Genomic DNA, 17,808 nt, shown 5'->3' on the forward strand with positions numbered 1-17,808 from the left:
TTGCATCATCCCGCAGGAGGATACCAGAGCGCGCGCGGGGTGCCAGTGCCCTAGAGGACGTAGCGGCTCAGATCGGTGTCGCGGGTCAGATCGCCGAGCTCTTTCTCGACGAAACCCGCGTCGACGGTGACGCTTTGTCCGCCACGGTCGGGCGCGGTGAAGGACAGCTCCTCGAACACGCGTTCCATGACGGTATAGAGCCTTCTGGCGCCGATATTCTCGACCGAGCGATTGACCTCTGCCGCGATCCGGGCGAGCGCCGCGATACCGTCCTCCGTGAAGGCGACCTCGACCTCTTCGGTCTTCATCAGCGCCTGATACTGCCGGGTCAGCGCGTTGTCGGTCTCCGACAGGATGCGCGTGAAGTCCTGCTCGGTCAGCGCCTGCAACTCCACGCGGATCGGCAGACGACCCTGCAATTCAGGCAGCAGGTCGGACGGCTTTGCGATATGGAACGCGCCCGAGGCGATGAACAGGATATGGTCGGTCTTCACCGGGCCGAGCTTGGTCGAAACGGTCGTCCCTTCGATCAGCGGCAGCAGGTCGCGCTGCACGCCTTCGCGCGAGACGTCGGCCCCGCGCGCATCCGAGCGCGCCGTGACCTTGTCGATCTCGTCGATGAAGACCATGCCGGAATGCTGAACGGCTTCGAGTGCCGCGGTCTTCACCGTCTCGTCGTCCAGAAGCTTGTCGGCCTCTTCCGAGATCAGCACCTCGTAGCTTTCCGAGACGGTCATCTTGCGCCGCGTGGTGCGGTTGCCGCCGAAGGCTTTGAACAGGTCCTGAAGCCCCTGCATCTGCTGCTCCATGCCCGGCTGACCGCCCATCATCCCGAGCGGCATCCCGCCGGACTGATCGGCCACGTCCAGCTCGATGATCTTGTCGTCGAGCTCGCCGTCGCGCAGCTTCTTGCGGAACATCTCGCGGGTGCTCTCGCGCGCATCGGTGCCGGCAAGCGCGGCGATCACGCGATCCTCGGCGGCTTGATGCGCCTTCGCCTTCACCTCTTCGCGCATATATTCGCGGGTCTGCACCATCGCGACATCGGCCAGGTCGCGGATGATCTGCTCCACGTCACGGCCGACATAGCCCACTTCGGTGAACTTCGTCGCTTCGACCTTCAGGAACGGCGCGCGGGCCAGTTTCGCCAGACGGCGCGAGATCTCGGTCTTGCCGACACCGGTCGGGCCGATCATCAGGATGTTCTTCGGATAGACCTCTTCGCGCAGATCGTCGGGCAGTTGCTGACGGCGCCAACGGTTGCGCAGCGCAACGGCGACGGCGCGCTTGGCGTCTTTCTGGCCGATGATGAAACGGTCGAGTTCCGAGACGATTTCGCGGGGGGTCAGATCGGTCATGGATTACTCCGTGGCATAGGGCGGCAGGCGATGCTTGCCGGGGAAATTGGGAAGCGCGCGCATCAGGCGCGTGCGCAGCTCGGTCCAGAACGAGCCGAGCGCGGTGAGAAAGAGGCCGATCAGGATCAGCGTGATCCACCAGCTGCGCGGATCGGTGGCATTGCCGAAGGCATAGAAGCTGAGAAAGATCATGTAGCCGATCCCGGCCGTGAAGAAGGAGCGCCGGTCGATGATCAGCGCCAACGCGGCGAACACGACCAGCGTGGCGAGCAGCAGCACATAGCCCGTCCCCGGCCCCATCTTGTAGAAGGTCAGCGCGAGCGTGTTGACCAGCGCGGGGGCTGCCAGAACGTGCAGCCAGAAGCCCGAGGCCGATTGCCGACCCAGCCGATGCGGGTCGCGCATGTCGAACCAGATGCCACCTGCGAGCGCCAAGAGCCCGAAGACCAGCATCGCCAGCGACAGCGCCGAGCCGTTGGACAGATCGAACAGGTCGACCGTTTTTGAGATCGGCGCCTCGGGGTCGAAGCCCTTCGCGAAGGACAGCAGCAGGCCCAGCCCGCAAAGCCCCACAAGAAACATCGAGAACGGCACCCGGTAGCGTAGGAACCACGCGATCAGCGCCACGGCGGTCGCGACCAGTGCGAGATCGAAGTTCGGGTCTTGGGTGACAAAGCGCATCCCGAGGATTGGAATCCCGAGGAAGCTCGCCAGCACCGCCCCGCCCAGCGTGAGCGTCAGCAGGATCGAGGGCAGCACCATCCGGCGCTTGCGGGTGAAATATTCCCCCAGCAACGCAATCAACGGGATCAGCATCGCGTAACCCAGCTTGCCGCCCGCGAAGAGGAGGAAGCCGAACGACCCGAAGATCAGGATGCCGAGGCCGACGGTCACGAAGATTTCGGCAAAGCCTTTGAACAGCTCGAAGGGTTCGTCCTCTGCGGGAAGGGCCGCGCGACCGGCGAGGCGGTTGCTCGCCAGCGCCATCACCGAGGCGGCCTGCGCCTCGCTGATATGGCCAGCCGCGACCGCCGCACGCAGATCGTCGCGCGTCAGCTCAGCCACCGATGCTCTCCACCGTCAGGTTGCCATTGGTGTAGACGCAGATATCGGAGGCGATCTCCATCGCCTTGCGGGCCACCGCCTCGGCGTCGAGATCGGTTTCCATCAGCCCACGGGCCGCGGCGAGGGCGAAGTTGCCGCCCGAGCCGATCGCGGCGATGCCGTGTTCCGGCTCCAGCACATCACCCGCGCCGGTCAGGACGTAAAGATCCTTGCCATCGGTCACGATCAGCATCGCTTCGAGATTGCGCAGATATTTGTCCGTGCGCCAATCCTTCGCGAGTTCAACGCAGCCGCGCATCAGTTGACCGGGCGAAGCCTCGAGCTTCTTCTCGAGCCGCTCCAGCAGGGTGAACGCATCCGCGGTCGAGCCTGCGAAGCCCGCGACGATGTCGTGACCGCCGGGGCTCAGGCGGCGCACCTTGCGCGCCGAGCCCTTGATGACGGTCTGGCCAAGGCTGACCTGCCCGTCGCCCGCGACCACCACTTTACCACCCTTGCGGATGCCGATGATCGTCGTGCCGTGCCAGCCCGGGAATTTCTCTTCGGCCATAATAGTCCTCCGTTTGCGCCAAAGATATGTAACCCGCAGGCCGGGGCTGCAACCCCGCTTGCCGGTGCGGGAGCCTGCGGCTAGCGTCACCGCATGAGCGCGCAGCACCTTTCGATCTATCTCGATGACTGGATTCTGGAGCAGGTCCGGGCTGGCGAACACAATTTCTTCAAGCGGCTGATCGGGGCGGTGGAGGCGGCGGATTGGACCGTTAGCCTGCATCGGACCGGCCCCGAGGCGCGCGCGGCGGCCCCTGCCCGCGAAGGCTATGCGCTTTACCGGATGGAGCCGCCGACCGATGCGCGGGCGCTGACCTGCCGACGGACCTATGTGGGGGCGTTCTGGCATGTCGAGGCGGAGGCGGAGCGGTGGGATTGGCCGGTCGCTCAGGCGGCGTTCGATGCCGATGAGGTGGATGGAGACGCCGCCGCGCAATTCTTCTTTTCCACGCGAAACAGGCTCTATCCCGGCGTAAAACCGTCCGATGAGGAGGATCTGGCCTTCATTCCGCTGCAAGGGCGACTGCTGGACCACCGCTCGTTCCAGTCGGTGAGCCCGGTGCAGATGATCGAGGAGGTGCTGGCCCGTCATTCCGGCCCGGTCGTGGCCACGCTGCACCCGAACGAGGATTACACAGCGCGCGAAATCGAGGCGCTGGAGGCGATCGCGGCCCGTCACCCACGCTTTCGCTTCCAGTCCGGCGGTTCCCGCGAACTGCTCCGCCACTGCCGCTTCGTCGCCACACAAAACAGCGCGCTCGCGCTGGAGGGGTTCTTCCTGCGCAAACCGGCGATCCTGTTCGGCCTGTCGGATTTCCACCACATCGCCGGATCGGTGCCGCGCGACGGGATCGAGACCGCTTTCGAGAAACTGCGCGAGACGCCGCCGGTGGCGCGCTACCTCTACTGGTTCCTGCAACTCCAATCGCTCAACGCAGGCCGCCCCGAATTCGAGGACCGCCTCCGCGCAAGGCTGCGCCATTTCGGCTGGCCGATATGAAAAAAGGCGCCCGAGGGCGCCCTTTTCCGTCAAACCTGTCCGCAGATCAGATCGATTCGTTGATCCAGCTTTGCAGCGCCGCTTTCGGGGCTGCGCCGATCTTGTTCGAGACGACCTCGCCATCCTTGAACAGGAACAGGGCGGGGATGCCGCGAACACCCAGCGTCGCCGGGCTGTCGGGGTTCTCGTCGACGTTCACTTTCACGACCTTGATCTTGCCGGACATTTCCTCGGCAATCTCTTCGAGCGACGGGCCGATCATGCGGCAGGGGCCGCACCATTCAGCCCAGAAATCCACCACGACGGGAACGTCGGACTTACGCACTTCCTGATCGAAAGTGGCGTCGGTAACAGCAACGGTAGCCATGTCAGCCTCCTGAATATTGGGTCGGCAAGGAAGGTAAGTTCCGCCCCCGGCGGCGTCAAGATACAGTGGGCGTGCGCAAGCTCGAGTCTAGCTGTGCATCTGCGAGCGGCATGATCGTTCCGTCCTGTGTCCACAGGATCGCACAGGTGATCGTGCGTCCGGGGTGAATCTGGCGCAGTGCCGCGCGATAGGCGGCCATCTGTCGCACGATCCCTTCGGGCACCTGATCGGACGACGCGGGGACAACGCGGTTGGATTTGTAATCGAGAATGTGAACCCCTCCGGCATCAATCCGCAGACGGTCGATGAAGCCATGAATCCGCTGGCCGCCGAATTCCTCCAGCGCGGCGGTGATCTCGACCTCCGCCAGACAGTCCGGCCCCAGCCAGGCCGCCATGCCCGGCGCTTCGAGCACGCGAACAGCTTCGGCCAAAACAGGCTCTATTTCACCCGGAAGCAGCGCATCCTCGCCCTCGGACAGCAAGAGTTCGGCAAGATCTTCCCACTGGTCGCGCGGCCGTTCCGGCAGATGCTCGAGAAGCCGGTGCAGGTTGCGCCCGTGCCGCAGCGCCTCGTCTTCGTCCATCGTCTCGCCATCACCGAACAGAGCCTTGGCTCCGCCCAGATCGGAGGGCGAAAGCGGGCGCGGCGGGGGCTCGATGGCAGCTGCCGGCTTGAGGCTCCATGCGGGTAGATCCAGTCGCGTGACCTCCTCCGCGGCTGCTGGCGCCGCAGCGTTTTCGGGCCATGTGCCGGTCGCGTGGCGAGGGAACTCGCCCAGTTCTTGCAGCGGGTTGGAAAGGCCTGTGACGTCCTCGGTCCCGGCAGCTTCGAGGCCCGATTTCATCCGGCTATACCAGGTCTCGTCGCCCTCGCCGACCTCGCCCGCTGCGGCCACGATCAGCCATTTCTCCGCCCGCGTCATCGCGACGTAGAGAAGTCGCTGCGCCTCTTCCGCGCGGGCGGTCGTCTCTTTTCCCGCGGCGGAAAGCTGGGCCTCCGGCGCGTCCGGCGCTGGCTGCCGCAGCCCCGCGACACCATTGTCCAGACGCAGGATTTTAGGCGGATTAGGCTCCTTTTTCTTCGCCGTATCGGGCAATATCACGATTGGCGCCTCGAGCCCTTTCGAGCCGTGGACCGTCATCACCCGGATCGCGCGCCCTGCCCCGTCCAGCTGCCGCTTCACCTGCACGTCATCCGCATCGAGCCAGCCGAGGAAGCCGGTCAGGCTCGGCACTTCATTGCGCTCGAACGCCAGAGCCTGCGAGATCAGCTCGTCGATCCCGTCCTCCGCCTCGGGGCCAAGCCGCGCCAGAAGCCGCTCGCGCCCGCCATGCCGGGTCAGCAAGCGTTCGATCAGCTCGAATGGCCGCAGGAAATCCGAGTGATCGCGCAGATCTTTCAGCATCTCCTGCGTATCAGGGCGCATCTCGCCACGGCGGAGCGCCTCCCAGAGATAGCCCTTCCGAGGCTGCGCGAGTTGGTAAAGCTCCTGCTCGGACCAGTTCAGCAGCGGCGAGCGCAACGCCTCCGCCAGCGACAGATCGTCCTCCGGCGTCGCGAGGAAGCTCAGTAGCGAGCGGATGTCACGCACCGCAAGCTCCGCACCGAGCTTCAGGCGATCCGCCCCCGCGACCGCGAGCCCGATCGACTTGCAGGCGCGAATGATCTCGGAAAACAGTTCCGAGCGGCGCCGCACGAGGATCAGAAAATCGCCCTCATGCACCGGGCGGGCGCCGCCGGACGCCTCGTGATCCGGGATTTGCACACCTTGCGCGATCATCGCGGAAATCTCGGCGGCGATCATGCGCGACAGCTGCGAAATCGCAGATTCCGCGCTGGTCAGATCGACCGGACTCTCCCAATCGTCCTCGTCATCGGTCTTTACCGACTCGATCGCGGGCCACAGATCGACGCGGCCCGGAAGCGCCTCGTGGAAGGCGATATGCGAGGGCGCCCCGCCCAGGCCCTGCTCGGCCCCACGCGCGAATGCTAGGTCCACGGAACGCAGCACAGCGGCGGATGATCGGAAGGAATGCTCCAGCTCCAGCGGAGAGAGCGCGCGCCCGATATCCGCGAATTTTCGGGCGAAATGGGCGCGCATTTCCTCGAATTGCTGAAGGTCGGCGCCTTGGAAGGAATAGATCGACTGCTTGCGGTCGCCCACCACAAACAACGTGCGCTCGCCCTCATGCGCGCCTTCGCCGGAGGTGAATTCCTCGGCGATCCTCTCGATCACCCGCCACTGTCGGGGGCTGGTATCCTGCGCCTCGTCGACGAGGATATGGTCAATCCCGCCATCGAGGCGGAACAGCACCCATTGCGCCACCGACGGCTCATCCAGGAGCGCCGCCGCGCGGTCGATCAGATCGTCGAAATCGAGCCAGCCGCGCGCGGCCTTATAGGCGTCGAGCCGCGGCAGGAAAACCTGCGCGAACCGGTGCAACGCATGGGCGCGTTTCGCCGCGACGAAGGCGAGACGGCGGGGGCGGTTCTCGGAGACGCGCTCGGACAGATCGGACAGCGCCGCCATCGTGCCGTCGCCCAGCGCCTTGGCGAGCGCCTTGGTGGCGACCTTGTCGAGCTTGGGCTGATAGGGCGGGCCCTCCTTCGGTTTCTTGACGCAAAGAACGTCTTCCAGCGCCTGCACAGCGTCCAGATCGCGGGTACGCGCCGCCGCCAACCCCGCGCCGACGCGCTGATCGTTCTTTGAACTCGCGAGGAACGCGGGCGCGACGTCGCGGATCATCTTCAGATCGCCGTCGTCGAAGACCTCAGAGAGCAGCGCCTCTTCGGTCATATCCCGCGGCAGATCGTAGGCTTCCAGCAGATCGGGCAAGCCCAGATCGCCTGCAAAACCGACCCTATTCCGGCTTATTTCGGCTGCGAGGGTGGTCAGGTCCTCACCGGAATAGACGCCCAGCAACGCATCGAGCCGGTCGCAATCCGGACCGGTCGCGATCTCCTCGAGGATATCCTCGCGCATCAATTCCCCGGCGCGGTCGTCCATCTCCGAGAATCCGGGCGAGACTTTCGCCTCAAGCGGGAAGCGGCGAAGCAACCCAGCGCAGAAGGCGTGGATCGTCTGGATCTTCAGGCCGCCCGGCGTCTCGATCGCCTTGGCGAACAGCCGCCGCGCTTTCGCCAGATCCTCGGCCGACAGCGCCTCGTCGGCACCCAGCGCCCGCAGCTTCTCGCGCAGCTTCGCCTCGTCCATCATCGCCCAGCCGCCCAGCAAACCGAGCAGACGGTTCTGCATCTCCGCCGCGGCGGCCTTGGTGTAGGTCAGGCACAGGATGCGTTGAGGCTCTGTTCCGGCCAAAAGCATGCGCGCGACGCGGTCGGTCAGCACCTTGGTCTTGCCCGAGCCCGCATTCGCGGCAAGCCAGACCGAGCTGTCCGGTTGCGACGCCTGATGCTGTCTTAGGCTGGCCGGATGGGTCATGACACGTCCTCCCCCTCGGCCTCATCGGTGACATCCCATTCCCCGAAGCGCGAGACCTGATCGTAATCGGAGCGCGCCCGGGCCTTCTGCGGAGCGCGCCGCGCGGTGAAGCCCTGCGTCGGCTCGAAATAGCGCGCGATCAGCTTGCGGAATTTCTCCCAGCTCTCCTCGGGCGTCTCGCTGCGATCCCCGGATTTGCCCTTGATCTGCGTGGTGGCGCCGTCGCCGCCCAGCCGCACATAGGACATGCCTGCGACCTCGCGCGGTCCGATCGCCTCGAAGGCCCCGCGCCCGACCATCGCCGCCTCCAGAAGCATCTGTTTGTTGAAAGCCATCACCTCTCGCTCGGAAGGTGGCGTGCCGGTTTTGTAGTCGTAGATCCACGCGCGCCCGTCCTCGAGAATGTCGATCCGGTCGGGCTTCGCGGTCAGAGTGAAAATCGGCTTTTGCAGTGAAACAGAGCCTTTTTTCTCTATCACCATGGGCGCGCCTTGCGCGCGCCGCTCGGCCTCAGCCCGGCAAAATGTCTCTGCGATCCCCCGGACCCTTGCGAGCCAGATGCGCTGCGCACTGGGCCACGGAATGTCCCGGATCATAACCTCCTCGGCGATCTCCATCAAACGCGCCTGCGCCGCTTCGATCGTGGCCGCCTCGTCATAGGTCTTCACGAAGGTTTCGACGATCTGGTGCAGCACCTGTCCCCGCAGCAAGGCATCGGGCTCGGGGCGCAGCGGATCGAGCACTCGCAGCTTCAGGATGCGCTTCGCGTAAATGTCGTAGGGGTCGCGGATCAGGGTCTCGATCGCGGTGACAGGCAACTCGCGCGGGCGCACGTCGACCGGCGGACGTGGCGACGGGCGTTTGGCAGGCTGCAGCGTGATCCGCGGCGTCTCGAGCGCGTCCGCCAGGTCGAGCCAGCGCTTGCCGCGCCCGCGCATCTCGGCCAGCGCCTCGGTGCCGCCTTGATCGGGCAGGCCGTCGACTAGGTTCAAAAGTCGGTTGAGCCAGCGTGACGGGATCGTCTGCGCCTCCGCATCCCGCGCGCATCTCGACAGGATTACTTGCGGCCCGGCGACCGCTTGCTGGAAGTCGTGCGCGGACAGGCCGACCTGCCTTTCGGGCAGCAATAGACCCGATTCCAGCCGCATTTGCCGGCTGAACCATGGATCGGGAGCTGGCGCCTCCGGCCAGCTTCCCTCGTTCAGCCCGCCACAGATCACCAGTTCGGCCCCCTGCGCGCGCGCTTCCAGCGTCCCCCAGATCGCGATCAGCGGGTGCGCGGCGAGCGTCTGCCGCACGAGCCCGCTCTGGAGGTGCCGGTTGACAAGATCGGCGTAATCGAGCGCGCCGAGATGCCCGCCGAAGCCGGACTGGCTACGCAGGTCTTCCATCAGGCGGCGCGCCTCGCGCCCTGCGGCCTCGCGCCACAGCTCGCTGGTCTCGGTCGCGGCACTCGGTCCGGCGGCGACCCGTTCGGCGAGCCGGAAATGCTGCTCCACATGATCGGACAGCGCGGCCGCAGAAGGTGCGGCGAAATCCTCGAGAATATCGCAGAGCCAATGCGCCCAGGATTCCCGTGAGTTGGGGTCTTTTTCTGCCCATTTCGTGAGACTGTCCCGATCCGGAAAAGCGGGCCCGTAGCGGCGCAGGCGAAGCTCCAGTTCGCGCGTGTTGCGCAAGTGCGGCCCGCGTTCCGCGTCACCGGTCGCGGTCAACGGATGTTTCAGCAACGCGATCAGATCGGCGATCCCGACGGGACGCGCTCGCATCGCCGCGACCTGACGCAGGAAGCGCCCCGCCGCTGTCTGCTGCAGTGGCTGACCCGCACTGTCGTCGGGCACCAGGCCCCATCGGTCGAGCGCCGCCGCCACGCGGCGCGCCAGAAGACGGTCCGGCGTGATCAGGGCCGAACTGACACCACGCTCGACCGCATCTCGCAAGGCCAGCGCGATCGCCAGCGCCTCATGGCGCGGATCGCGCGCTTCGATCAGGGACAGGCCCTTGCAGGCTGGAACGAGCGGCCCCAGTCCGGCGCCCTCGCGCCGCCATTGGTCGGTAACCGGCGCCGGTCGCAGCGCCAGCGAAAGGAGGCGATTGCGGTCCGGGTCCGGCGCGAAGATCTCGTCCCAATCGACGACGTCCTCCGCCGAGAGCCCGAGCTTATCGAGCAAGCTGCGATAGCGGAACTGCGGGTGGTCCTCGAGCGGAAATGGGCCGGAATAGAGACTATCCCACGCCGCCTGCGTCATGTCGCGGTCGAAGCCGGGGAGCACGATCGACCCGTTTTCCAACCGCGCTACCGCCTGCATGAAGAGCGAGGTCGCCCCGTGCGAACCGGTCGAGCCCGCGACGATCACCGGATCGGCAGGCGGGCTTTCGCGCCAGCGCTCGATTACTGCCTCGACGACCATCCGCTGACGGCTCTCGCGGTCCAGTTCGACTTCGTTGTCGAAATAGCGCGCAATGATCCGGATGAAGCGCAGGCTCTCCTGCCAGTGCCTGGCATGGGTCTCGGTCAGTTCGAGCTGATCGAGATCGTCGATATGGACGCCCTCGCTCTTCATCTCTGCGAGGAGAGAATAGAGGCTCTCGGCCAGCGCGAACTGGCTCGCGCCGGCTTCGAATTCAGGCATGGCGCGGGTGAGTTGCTCGACGAACTGAGCCAGTTCCAACTTGCGGCGCAGCGGGGGCACGGGCAGCGGCAGACCCGCGAGCGGATCTGCCCCGAGATCGCTCACCAATAGCAGACGCGGCAGGTAGAGCGCGCCGCTTTCGAGGAAGACCTCCCGCACACGGCGGCGCATCCGTCCGGAGTTCAGATAGAGCGTGACACGCGCCAGTGCCTCGGGCGGCTTGTCGGCGAAGCGCGCTCGTAGGCCCGCTACCAGCGCACGGGGGAAATCGACGCCGGGCGGGAGAGCGTAGACGGAGGCAGCGCCGTCACTCATCGAGCATCGCCTCGGCCAGCGGAATAGACTCGGGTCGTCCGACATCGCACCACCCCCCGTCATGCACGAGCCCGAAGACACGCCCCGCCGCGATCATCTCATCCCAAAGGAGGTTCAGCGAGAATTTCTGCTCGGAGATCGACCCTATTCCAGCAGGATTCAGCATCTGCGCGCCGGTATAGACATAGCCCGGCCCGCGTCTCAGCCGGCCGGTTTCATCCATTGCGAAATCGCCCGCACCCGCATGGCCGCGGGCATTCTCTGGCCGCACCAGCATCAGAAGCGCCGACATGTCCTCTGGTTGCCAGGCTTCGCGCAGCCGGGCCACGGGGTTCTCGCCGGTCCAGACCGCATCTGTATTTAACGTCATCACCGGCCCTTCGCCCAGCAGCGGCAGCGCCTTGCGCAGCCCGCCGCCGGTTTCCAGAATCTCGTCGCGCTCATCCGAGATCGCGACGTCCTGACCGGCCAGATGCGCGATCACCTGATCAGCAAGGTAATGGACATTGGCCACGAGCCGCCGCGCCCCGCCTGCCCGCGCAAGGTCGAGCGCGTGATCGATCAAGGGCCGCCCCGCGACTTCGATCATCGGTTTCGGCCGGTTTTGCGTCAGCGCACCCATGCGCGTGCCGAAACCGGCGGCAAAGAGCATCAAGGCGTCTGGCTGGTGGGGCATTTTCGTCTCAAATCAGCAATCAAATTCGGGTCGGGCGCAGGATAGGCGGCGTGGAAGAGCTCTGCCAAATCCGCAAGAGCCGGACTGGAGAGGTTACGCGAGATATAGTCGTAGACGCGCGACATAAACTCAAGATATTGCGGCTTTCCATCCCGGACACAAAGCCGCGCGAAAACTCCAAGAATGCGCATGGCACGTTGAAGACCGAGCAGCCGGTAGGCGAGGTGAAACGCGCCAGTGTCGGCCTCGGTCAGCGCGCAGTAGTGGGCAACTTCGGCTTCCTCGACCTGCGGGCTCACATCGCGGCGCGCGTCCTGCAACGCGGAGACCAGATCATAGGCGGGATGGGCGCGCAGCGCGTCCTGATAGTCGAGAAGACCGAGGCGACGCAGGCCCGGACGATCCAGCAGAATGATGTTCTCCGCATGGAAATCTCGCAGGCACAAAACCGGCTTCCACGCTGGAATAGTGTCGAATTTCCGAGTGATCGCCTGTTGCAGCCTATCCGCGGCGGTGCGGTCGGTGCAGGGATAGAACTCCGGCACCAGATCCAGCAGTTCGGCCAGTGCCGACCCGTCCAGCAGCGGCAGGTCTGCGGGCGGCGCGTGGTGGCGCAATTCGGCGAGGAATTCTGTGATCAGGGCATAGAGCGCGGCCTCATCCTCGGGTGTCGCATCAAGGTGACGGGCCGCGAGCGCGTCGCCGAAATCTTCGAGCAACAGCAGACCCGCCGCATCGTCGCGCGCGAGCACCCGCGGAGTCGAAAACCCCGCCTCCGCAAGCCAATCACCGATCCGGGTGAAGCGCGCGATCTCGGAGCCGTCAGGGGCCTTCATCAAGACGGCGCGATCTGCGCCGCGGGTCAGGCGTTCGTAGCTGCGGGCGGAGGCATCTCCGGCGAGCGGGCTGCGCGCGGCCTCCCGCCATCCGGCGGCGGCGAGGAAGCGATGAACCTTGGCTTCGTCAGCCATTCCATGCCTCCAGAACTTCCTGCGCGAGAGGCGTAACGGTCTCGAAACAGACCCTTCGCGCCGCGCCGTCTTCGGTTTGCTCGAAGCGCAGCCGAAGCGCCCCTTTCGGAGCGGCGGAGCCCAGCCGGTCGGGCCATTCGATCAGGCAGATCGCGCTGTCGAACGCCGCATCCAGCCCGAGTTCGAGAACTTCGTCGGGGTCGGTGAGCCGATAGAGGTCAGCATGCCAGATTTCGCAATCGGCCTCGTAGGTCTGCACCAGCGTGAAGGTCGGCGAGGGCACGTCTTCGGCCACGCCGAGCCGCGTCTGGATCAGGGCCCGCGCGAAATGAGTTTTGCCGACGCCGATCTGGCCATCGAGGAGCAGCACATCGCCCGGCACGGCGAATTCGGCAAACAGCGCGCCAAGCCGCTCTGTCGCCTCGGGATCAGGGAGATCGAGACAGGGCATTTCGGTTGAAACGGGGGCGTGCGTCGGCGCGGGCATGGGTTGCTTCTAGCGCGCGCATCGCCCTTTTGCCAAGCGGCTAGCCTTACTGAGCGATGATGGCCTCGGCCTTACGTGGCGGCGGCGTGTCGGAAGTCTCAACAACAGCGAAACGCAGCAGGAACGCCCCGCCCGAGAGCGTCTCGAGTCGGCAGGTTACCCGCCGACCGTCGAGCAACGTAATCTCTTCGGTCAGGTTCTCGCGTGCGCCGATTTCGCGCGCGAGGTTTTGCAGCCACGACCAGAAAGCGCTGGGTTCGGCGCAGGCCTGCCATTGCTTCACCGCATCGAGTAACGTCACCCGGCCCAACGTCGCCTCGGGATCGACGCCCCAGAGCGCTCCATAGGCAGCATTCGATATCGCCAATTCGCCGGAAGGACGGAACACCGCGATCGCGTCCCCGATCCTGTCCAAGATCTCCTGAGACATTTCGATTTCACCGCGAAACTGCCGGGTTAGGGACGCTTCCGAGGAGATGTCTTCGAACAGGAACGCTACCGCCCCGTCCGGATGCGGGCGTCCGGTGACGCGATAGGTCTGCCCGCCCGGCAGGTTCCATGTTTCGGCGTGGAACCCCGAGGCGGCCGCCCGCTCCAGCTCGGCCATTTCCTGCCGCCAGCTTCGGTAGTCCTTCGGCTCGGGCACCATTTTAGTCTCGCGCAGCCTGTCGAGAAATGCGTAGAGCGTAGGGCGCGTAGCGAGGAATTCCGGGCCAAGCTGAAGCAAGTCGCTCAGTGCGGGATTGAACAGCCTCAGCTGGCGGTCCCGGTCGAAAATGGCGAGCCCGGTCGGGAGATCGGCAAAGGTCTTGGTCAGGGTCTGGACGAAATCGCGCAGCGCCTGCTCGGCCCGGACGGCAGCCTCGGCGGGGAGCGCGAAATGGAGCGTACCACCTTCGAGCACAACGGAATGACAGTCGAACCAGGTCGCGACATCCGAAGCGCCTGGCGCGGGCGAGGTCAGCTCGAGCCGGTGGGGCCCGCCGCCGCTGAACGCGTCCGGCGGCAGCGTGAACAGCTTCGGCAGCGGCCAGCCGAACCCCTCTTCATCCGCGTCGAAGGCGCCTGCGCGCAGGAGGTAGGCTCTGTTCGCCCAGGTCAGCTCGCCATTTTTCTCGATCCGCCAGATCAGAACTGGGGAACGGTCGAGCGTGTCGCGCATCATCTCCAACTCTTCCTCCATCGCCCGGAGCGAGAGGTTGTCGACGCGCTGGCCCTGCCCTTCGCCCTCCGGATCGATGAGGGTGATCCGCGCCAGGCCGCGCAGGTTTTCGGCAGTCAGGCGCAGTCGCCGTTTGTCGCCGCGGGTCGCGGTTTCTGTCATCTCGAGCCGCGCGAACTCAGAGAGCCGCGCGATCCGGGACTGAAACTCCGGAAACCGCGGCGCGGCGAAGGCGGTGAAACGGGCCCAATCGGTCACCCCGACGGGCATCGTTTCCAGCAAGCGCCGCGCCGGCGGTGTCGCATCCACAAGCGCCTCATCATCGAACAGCAAGGCCACCTCCTCGACGTCCTCCCGCGCGGCGGGGGTGAGCTTGCGCCTCGGCCCGCGCCCCACGGCAATCCATGTCAGCAGCAATCCGACCAAAGCCGCGCCCACCGAGGTAAGCGCGATCATCGCCGCCTCGAGCCATGCAGTCCTCATATCCTTCGGCCTTTCAAACCTGTCGCGAGGTCGAAGGTGCGGGAGAATCGTTAAGCCGACGTTAACTCACGTCGAGCATGCAGGCGTCGATGGGGATCAGACCGCGATCGGTTGGTTCAGGCCAAGCCCTGCCTCGTCCCGTGCCAGAAGGCGGGTAGCGGGCCAGACGACCTCCACAACCGCGCCGGAGCGCACAGGCGCTGCGGCGCGGGGCGCAAAGGGTACGTCCCCGTTGGAAAAGGTGAGCCGCCCGCCGGTCCTCTCGATCAGGGTTTTCGCGATGAACACGCCAAGCCCCATCCCCTCGTAACCTTTGCGTTCCGCCGCGTTTGCCCGCGGTTGCAGGAAGGGATCGCCGATCCGGTTGAGCACGCTCGCTGGATAGCCTTTGCCGTCGTCACTGATCCGCACGGTGATCTCTTCGTCATCCCATTCCGCCTCGACCCAGACGGTGGATTGGGCAAAATCGACGGCGTTCTGGATGAAATTGCGCAGCGCATGGATCAGTTCGGGATAGCGGTAGATCGTCGGCTGACGCTCCAGCCCCTCGACAATCGGATGGGCGTCGAAATGAATTTCGATCCCGCGCTCCATATGCGGGTCCGCCGCTTCGCGCAGAACGGCGACGATCGGCGCACTGCGCATATGCAGATCGTCCTTGCCGATCCGACCCATGGAATGGAGGATGTCGCGGCACCGATTGGCCTGCTCGCGGATCAGTAGCGCGTCGTCGCGCAAATCGGGGCTATCTTCGAGCTCGTCGGCCAGCTCCGAACTGACCAGCTTGATCGTCGCAAGCGGCGTGCCCAACTCATGCGCGGCGGCCGCGACGACGCCGCCGAGATCGGTCAGCTTCTGCTCGCGCGCCAAGGCGAGCTGCGTCGCGCGGAGCGCATCGCCCATGGAGCGCACTTCGCTCGCCACCTTATGGGCATAGGCCCCGAGGAAGGCGACGCCGATGATGATCGAAAGCCAGTAGCCGAATTCGAACACGTCCGGCACCGCGATCACCTCGCCGGTCTTGCTGACCAAAGGTAGGTAGACCACGGCGACGATCGAGATCATCACCATTGTCGCAAGGCCGAGAAGGATCGTGGCCGATCTCTCCAGTGCGGTCGCCGCTATGGTGACGGGCACTAGAATGAGCAACGCGAAGGGGTTGTTCATCCCGCCAGTAATCGACAGCAGCAGCGCGAGCTGCGCCATGTCGAACATTAGGGTCGCCGCCGCTTCGGGCTGGGTGAGGCGCTTGGTATCGGGAAACAGGAAAATCGCCACGAGATTGGCCGCGATCGCTGCCGCCACCGTGGCGAGGCACAGCGCTAGATCCAACGCGATATCATAAACGAAATAGGCCACGAAAATCGCGCCAAGCTGTCCCACGATCGCGGTCCAGCGCAGGAAGATCAGCGTCCGGAGGCGCACCCAGTCGTGGTGAATCTCGGCCGGGCCGGGTTGGGCCTCGAGGCGTTGAGCCATGTCGTCTCCCGCGTCCAAAGCGCACATCGCCGGAATTGGCGGCATGAAAGCATTGATAATCGCCGCCCGCCGCGCGATCAATGCAGCCGTAAGAGGAGTGACAATATGAACCGTATTGCGAAAATTTCCGCCATCGGCGCTTCGGCGATCGTGGTCATCGGCCTTGGCGTTACCTGGTTCGCAGCGACCCGCAGCCAGGACGACGATATTTTCGCGCAATGCCGCCAGAGTGTCGTCGCAGGCGGCGCGGGCGAGATTGGCGGTCCTTTCACGCTGACCGACGAGAACGGTAAGGAGGTGACCGATGCGGATGTCATCACCGAGCCGAGCATTCTCTATTTTGGCTATACCTACTGCCCCGATGTCTGCCCGCTCGATAGCGCACGCAACGCCGAGGCCGTGAGCCTCCTCGAAAAGCGCGGATATTCGGTGACGCCGGTCTTCATCTCGGTCGATTCCGCGCGCGACACGCCGGAGCTTATCAAGGAATTCACCGATTTCATGCATCCGAAAATGATCGGACTGACCGGCACGCCGGAGCAGATCAAGAAGGTCTCGCAGGAATATCGTACCTATTTCAAAGTGCAGGATCCGAACGACCCCTACACGCTGATCGACCACTCGACACAGAGCTACCTGGTCTTCCCCGATTCCGGTTTTGCGGAATACTACAACCGCGACACGACGCCGGAGCAGATGGCCGACAGCGTCGCCTGTTTCGTCGACGCATGGAAAAAGGCCAATCCCGACGGCGCAGCCGGAAATTGACCGAGTAGGCGCGCGCGTCTAAAACCAATCAAACGTTAAACTCGACGACAGGGAGTTACGATAATGGCTGAAGACATCAGCGCGGATATCGGTCCGGACAAATCGCTTCTGATCGTCGATGATGATGTGCCGTTTCTCACGCGGCTGGCGCGCGCGATGGAGAAGCGCGGCTTCGAGACCCAGACGGCCGAAACCGTGGCTGCAGGCCGCGCCATCGTGCAATCGAACCCGCCCGCCTATGCGGTGATCGACCTGCGGCTCGAGGACGGAAATGGGCTCGATGTGGTCGAGGCGCTTCGTGAAAAGCGTGCCGATGCCCGAATCGTGGTTCTGACCGGATACGGGGCGATTGCGACCGCTGTGGCCGCCGTGAAAATGGGGGCGACCGATTATATCGCGAAGCCTGCCGATGCCACTGACGTCACGAATGCGCTATTGGCGAAAGGCGAAGTCGCCCCGCCGCCGCCGGAAAACCCGATGAGCGCGGATCGCGTGCGTTGGGAACATATTCAACGTGTGTACGAACTTTGCGACCGGAATGTCTCGGAAACCGCGCGCCGTTTGAATATGCACCGCCGGACCCTTCAGCGGATTTTGGCCAAACGGAGCCCCCGCTGACGTTTTGGTCAGGTTGTTAATTAATTTACGTTTCTATTTAATGCTTCGGAATATGCAATTCGGAGCATTAAAATGAATCTAGATGATATGTCCCTCGACGAGCTCAAGGCTCTTCGCAAGCAAGTCGACAAGGCGATCTCCAGCTACGAGGATCGCAAGAAGAAAGAAGCGATCGATCAGCTTGAGCGCGCGGCACGCGATATGGGCTATTCGTTGGCGGAATTGACCGGTTCGGGCTCGGCCAAGCCGCGCCGCACCGTGCCGCCGAAATACGCCAATCCCGACAATCCCAGCGAAACCTGGACCGGCCGTGGCCGCAAGCCGCGTTGGGTGCAAGCCGCTCTCGATAATGGAAAATCGCTCGACGATCTGAAGATCTGAGTCTCGAATTGGATACCTTTATGCAAGGCCTGCCGAAATGGCAGGCTTTTC

15 protein-coding genes are annotated in these 17,808 nt (G+C 64.6%); 4 read left to right on the top strand and 11 right to left on the bottom strand.

The genetic code is table 11. The features are described 5' to 3' along the window. Nucleotides 1–50 precede the first annotated feature (50 nt). The 3 genes from hslU to hslV are packed head-to-tail and all read right to left on the bottom strand — an operon-like array spanning nucleotide 51 to nucleotide 2,973. Nucleotides 51–1,358, bottom strand: coding sequence for an ATP-dependent protease ATPase subunit HslU (gene hslU / locus B6V76_RS11635; protein WP_075776669.1), 1,308 nt, complete (start codon nucleotides 1,356–1,358; stop codon nucleotides 51–53). Between the two features lie 3 nt (nucleotides 1,359–1,361). Further along, complete coding sequence (locus B6V76_RS11640; protein ID WP_088727505.1) at nucleotides 1,362–2,423, bottom strand: hypothetical protein; 1,062 nt, start codon at nucleotides 2,421–2,423, stop codon at nucleotides 1,362–1,364. Beyond that, on the bottom strand, nucleotides 2,416–2,973 hold the full coding sequence (gene hslV / locus B6V76_RS11645) for an ATP-dependent protease subunit HslV (RefSeq protein WP_075776671.1): 558 nt from the start codon (nucleotides 2,971–2,973) through the stop codon (nucleotides 2,416–2,418). The genes B6V76_RS11640 and hslV overlap by 8 nt, the downstream gene beginning before the upstream one ends. 93 nt (nucleotides 2,974–3,066) lie before the next feature. Here hslV and B6V76_RS11650 point away from each other — a divergent pair, with 93 nt between their 5' ends. Beyond that, the gene (locus tag B6V76_RS11650; RefSeq protein ID WP_088727506.1) at nucleotides 3,067–3,972 is read left to right on the top strand and encodes a hypothetical protein; all 906 of its coding nucleotides are present in this window, start codon (nucleotides 3,067–3,069) and stop codon (nucleotides 3,970–3,972) included. 46 nt (nucleotides 3,973–4,018) lie between these two features. Here B6V76_RS11650 and trxA read toward each other — a convergent pair whose 3' ends face one another. The 8 genes from trxA to B6V76_RS11690 form a co-directional block, all read right to left on the bottom strand. Then, complete coding sequence (gene trxA, locus B6V76_RS11655; RefSeq protein ID WP_075776673.1) at nucleotides 4,019–4,339, bottom strand: thioredoxin; 321 nt, start codon at nucleotides 4,337–4,339, stop codon at nucleotides 4,019–4,021. Nucleotides 4,340–4,394: 55 nt separating this feature from the next. Continuing rightward, nucleotides 4,395–7,784, bottom strand: a complete 3,390-nt coding sequence (addA, locus tag B6V76_RS11660; protein WP_088727507.1) for a double-strand break repair helicase AddA — start codon at nucleotides 7,782–7,784, stop codon at nucleotides 4,395–4,397. Continuing rightward, nucleotides 7,781–10,732 carry a double-strand break repair protein AddB gene (gene addB / locus B6V76_RS11665; RefSeq protein WP_088727508.1) on the bottom strand — a complete coding sequence of 984 codons (2,952 nt, stop codon included), beginning with the start codon at nucleotides 10,730–10,732 and terminating at the stop codon, nucleotides 7,781–7,783. The genes addA and addB overlap by 4 nt, the downstream gene beginning before the upstream one ends. Next, nucleotides 10,725–11,408, bottom strand: coding sequence for a nucleotidyltransferase family protein (locus B6V76_RS11670; RefSeq protein WP_088727509.1), 684 nt, complete (start codon nucleotides 11,406–11,408; stop codon nucleotides 10,725–10,727). Before B6V76_RS11670 ends, addB begins: the two co-directional genes overlap by 8 nt. Beyond that, a complete protein-coding gene (locus B6V76_RS11675) occupies nucleotides 11,384–12,379 on the bottom strand; it encodes a phosphotransferase (protein WP_088727510.1) in 996 nt (331 codons plus the stop codon). The genes B6V76_RS11670 and B6V76_RS11675 overlap by 25 nt, the downstream gene beginning before the upstream one ends. Next, a complete protein-coding gene (gene tsaE, locus B6V76_RS11680; protein WP_088727511.1) occupies nucleotides 12,372–12,866 on the bottom strand; it encodes a tRNA (adenosine(37)-N6)-threonylcarbamoyltransferase complex ATPase subunit type 1 TsaE in 495 nt (164 codons plus the stop codon). Before tsaE ends, B6V76_RS11675 begins: the two co-directional genes overlap by 8 nt. A 46-nt stretch (nucleotides 12,867–12,912) precedes the next feature. After that, complete coding sequence (locus B6V76_RS11685) at nucleotides 12,913–14,511, bottom strand: PAS-domain containing protein (protein WP_088727512.1); 1,599 nt, start codon at nucleotides 14,509–14,511, stop codon at nucleotides 12,913–12,915. 96 nt (nucleotides 14,512–14,607) lie between these two features. Continuing rightward, nucleotides 14,608–15,990, bottom strand: coding sequence for an ActS/PrrB/RegB family redox-sensitive histidine kinase (locus tag B6V76_RS11690; protein ID WP_088719983.1), 1,383 nt, complete (start codon nucleotides 15,988–15,990; stop codon nucleotides 14,608–14,610). A 105-nt stretch (nucleotides 15,991–16,095) separates the two neighbouring features. Here B6V76_RS11690 and B6V76_RS11695 point away from each other — a divergent pair, with 105 nt between their 5' ends. The 3 genes from B6V76_RS11695 to B6V76_RS11705 all read left to right on the top strand — a co-directional run bounded on the left by B6V76_RS11695 (nucleotide 16,096) and on the right by B6V76_RS11705 (nucleotide 17,757). Continuing rightward, nucleotides 16,096–16,758 carry an SCO family protein gene (locus tag B6V76_RS11695; protein WP_088719982.1) on the top strand — a complete coding sequence of 221 codons (663 nt, stop codon included), beginning with the start codon at nucleotides 16,096–16,098 and terminating at the stop codon, nucleotides 16,756–16,758. Nucleotides 16,759–16,821: 63 nt separating this feature from the next. Continuing rightward, nucleotides 16,822–17,376 carry an ActR/PrrA/RegA family redox response regulator transcription factor gene (locus tag B6V76_RS11700; RefSeq protein WP_075776681.1) on the top strand — a complete coding sequence of 185 codons (555 nt, stop codon included), beginning with the start codon at nucleotides 16,822–16,824 and terminating at the stop codon, nucleotides 17,374–17,376. Between the two features lie 66 nt (nucleotides 17,377–17,442). After that, complete coding sequence (locus B6V76_RS11705; RefSeq protein WP_075776682.1) at nucleotides 17,443–17,757, top strand: H-NS histone family protein; 315 nt, start codon at nucleotides 17,443–17,445, stop codon at nucleotides 17,755–17,757. The last annotated feature ends 51 nt before the right edge of the window (nucleotides 17,758–17,808 follow it).

This window comes from Thioclava sp. IC9 (genome assembly GCF_002213225.1).
Lineage (GTDB): Bacteria > Pseudomonadota > Alphaproteobacteria > Rhodobacterales > Rhodobacteraceae > Thioclava > Thioclava nitratireducens.